The 2422-nt window shown below is 69.7% G+C and carries 5 protein-coding genes; 3 read left to right on the forward strand and 2 right to left on the reverse strand.

Translation table 11 applies throughout. The features are described from left to right. Positions 1–165 precede the first annotated feature (165 nt). Genes AQI94_RS42010 through AQI94_RS42020 form a run of 3 tightly spaced genes read left to right on the forward strand, consistent with a single transcriptional unit; the run spans position 166 to position 1553 of the window. The gene (locus AQI94_RS42010; RefSeq protein WP_030498770.1) at positions 166–372 is read left to right on the forward strand and encodes a hypothetical protein; all 207 of its coding nucleotides are present in this window, start codon (positions 166–168) and stop codon (positions 370–372) included. After that, a complete protein-coding gene (locus AQI94_RS42015; RefSeq protein ID WP_036417067.1) occupies positions 365–928 on the forward strand; it encodes a hypothetical protein in 564 nt (187 codons plus the stop codon). Before AQI94_RS42010 ends, AQI94_RS42015 begins: the two co-directional genes overlap by 8 nt. 40 nt (positions 929–968) lie before the next feature. Further along, complete coding sequence (locus AQI94_RS42020) at positions 969–1553, forward strand: hypothetical protein (protein WP_158806473.1); 585 nt, start codon at positions 969–971, stop codon at positions 1551–1553. 209 nt (positions 1554–1762) lie between these two features. Here the strand turns inward: AQI94_RS42020 and AQI94_RS45420 are convergent, their stop codons facing one another. Continuing rightward, positions 1763–1972, reverse strand: coding sequence for a hypothetical protein (locus tag AQI94_RS45420; RefSeq protein ID WP_030498782.1), 210 nt, complete (start codon positions 1970–1972; stop codon positions 1763–1765). A gap of 26 nt (positions 1973–1998) precedes the next feature. After that, positions 1999–2238, reverse strand: a complete 240-nt coding sequence (locus AQI94_RS42030; protein ID WP_030498781.1) for a hypothetical protein — start codon at positions 2236–2238, stop codon at positions 1999–2001. Positions 2239–2422 lie beyond the last annotated feature (184 nt).

Consider the following 2422-nt stretch of genomic DNA (forward strand, 5'->3'; position numbering starts at 1 on the left):
CCGTGACCGACTCCAAGGGCTACATCCACGCGGCCACCTTCCGGCAGCTGTACCTCACCGGCCAGTGGGAACACATCTGGGACGCACCGGTCGCCACCGCCATTTGGTACGGCAACCCTGACACCGTGGCCCAGTTCATCAACGAGACAGGGCAGGAGAAAAACCGTGGCTGACACCCTCCCGCCACCGTCCGGGTATGTGGTCGTGCTGGAAGAGATGCCCGCATTCCTGGTCTCGGTCGGGTTCGACGGACACGCGCAGGTTCTCGGCAAGGTCCCCCGCCACACCGTCATCAAGGCCCTGCGCGATATGGCCGATGCCCTGGAGCTGGGCCGCGCGGACACCATCATTCCCGGGGGCGGGCGTGGCTGATCTCGCCGGGGCCCTCGACGCGGCCCTACGCGCCCGATACCGCCTCACCGAGGTGAAGACCCCCATCACCCAGCGACGCGGCCTCACGGCCCGCATGAACCAGCTGGAGAAGACCCTCTCCCAGCAGGGCGACCGGAAGGGATCGGCAGGAGTCCGCGCGGCCAAGGCCGCGGGGATCTCCCCCCGCACCTGGGAACGGTGGCGCAAGGGCGAGCAGAAGCCCGGCGCGGCCTCGGTGCGCAAGCTGGAGACCCTCTTCAACCGGCTGGTCACCCTCCCCCGAACCCGCCGCGCCCTCGCCTCCAAGGGCGTACCCAACCGCGTCACGGTCACGGCCGAAATCAACTGGAACGGCTACAAGAACCGCACCGCCTACCGCACGACCACCCTCTACCCGATGAAGTCGGTCATGGCCCGCGTGATCCGCACGTGGGCCACGGCCGGCCCCGAGGCCGCCGCGGACGTCTTCCAGAGCGGCACCGCGCAGGCGCACAACGTGCCCGAGGAACCGGGCATCCAGTTCGAGGGCGATGATGTGGAGATCGAATTCCCGTGAACGAGGGAGGAACCTTCCAGTGACTGAGCCGAGCGTGTGGGTGGACGGCAACGAACTACAGATCAGCATCACTTCCCCGCACGGGGAGCTGTATCACCAGTCCCTGCCCCTGGCCATTCTGGTGGCCAAGGCAAGCCGCACCGACGAGATCTTGCGGTTCACGTATGACGTGGTCGATCCGGACAGCGGAGAGACCACGTACAGCGGGGCCGCGCGCATCATGGTCCAGGACCTCCCCGACCCTCGAGCGGAAGTGCAGCCGGAGCCCCCGGCCGGAGCCACCGCACCGCACAGCATGCCGACTGAAGCGGAGTTGGCCGACCGGATGTTCGGCGCCGGCACCGCGGAGCAGCTGGCACACAGGAAGGCGCGGGAGGTCTGGCCGGAAGCTGACGGGTTCCTCCCGCACACCCGCGGCTGGACATTCGAGGTCGAGCACGGCTACGCATACGTCACGACCGCGGGAGTAGTCGCGCGGGAACCGCAGGGAACACGGTTCGACGCGGTGTCCTCCATGGGACGCCGTACGCCCCCCGCTCGCGTAGACGGACCAGGCTGCACGCCCGCCACCATCACCGTAACCGAGGTGCCAGACCGGGCGTACCTCGACCAAGACGGGGAATAAGCACGGCCCTGGGGCGCGCACCCCAGGGCCGGCCAGGAGACCCCCACGGGATCTCCAGGTGATGGCCACAGAATGGCCTTCACCCCCACCGGGATCGTACACGCTGAAGCCCCCTACCTATGGCCAAGGATCGGCCATAAGTAGGGGGCTTCAGTGCGCACAGTGACGACCACCGTGCGCAACCCCCGCGCCCCCCAAGACGCGGGAACCTACTTCTGCTCGGGCGCCTTGGTCGCGGGCGCCTTGGCCTCGGGAGCCTTGGTCGCGGGCGCCTTGGCCTCGGGAGCCTTGGCCGTACGCCGCGCCGGCACCTCCGGGGCCTCCTCCGGGTGCAGCTCCCGCAGGGCCTCGCCCTCACTCAGATCGTTGTTCCGCGCGTGCTCGGCAACCTCGCGCTGCTGCCACTTGTCCAGAGACATGGGTACTCCTCGGTGTGATGGACCGGTCAATCACCGACCAGGGTAGCGCCATCGGCCGGGACCAGGCCCTCATCAACGATCGTCAGCCGGGCACGGCGCAGGGGCCGTTCCGCCTCGGGGTCCTCGGGGTCGAACGGGTCCCGGTAGGTGAAGGGGAGCCCCTCCCCGAAACACCGCGCGTGAAGGGCGAGATAGGCGAGCGAGCCCGCCAGGATCGGGCCGGCCGGGGTGGTCACGGTCAGCTGTGCTTCACCGCCATCGTTCATGAGGGGGAGCGTACCGCGCAGCGGGACGCGGCCGACCCCCCGGGCCGCGCAGCGGGCCGGCCCCGCGCCGCGGGACGCGGCGCCACCCGGACGCGGAGCGTCCGGCCTCGGGGCGCGAGCCCCGACCCATGCCGCGGGACGCGGCATAACACGAGCGTGAGCGAGTGTCAATCACGCGTGGCGG

The sequence above is a fragment of the Streptomyces pseudovenezuelae genome (genome assembly GCF_001513955.1).
GTDB classification, from domain to species: Bacteria; Actinomycetota; Actinomycetes; order Streptomycetales; family Streptomycetaceae; genus Streptomyces; species Streptomyces pseudovenezuelae.

What these genes read in the sequence shown, in the direction of transcription:
- AQI94_RS42030 (WP_030498781.1), bottom strand. Translation starts at nt 2,238, where the DNA reads ATGAACGATGGCGGTGAAGCACAGCTGACCGTGACCACCCCGGCCGGC.
- AQI94_RS45420 (WP_030498782.1), bottom strand. Translation starts at nt 1,972, where the DNA reads ATGTCTCTGGACAAGTGGCAGCAGCGCGAGGTTGCCGAGCACGCGCGG.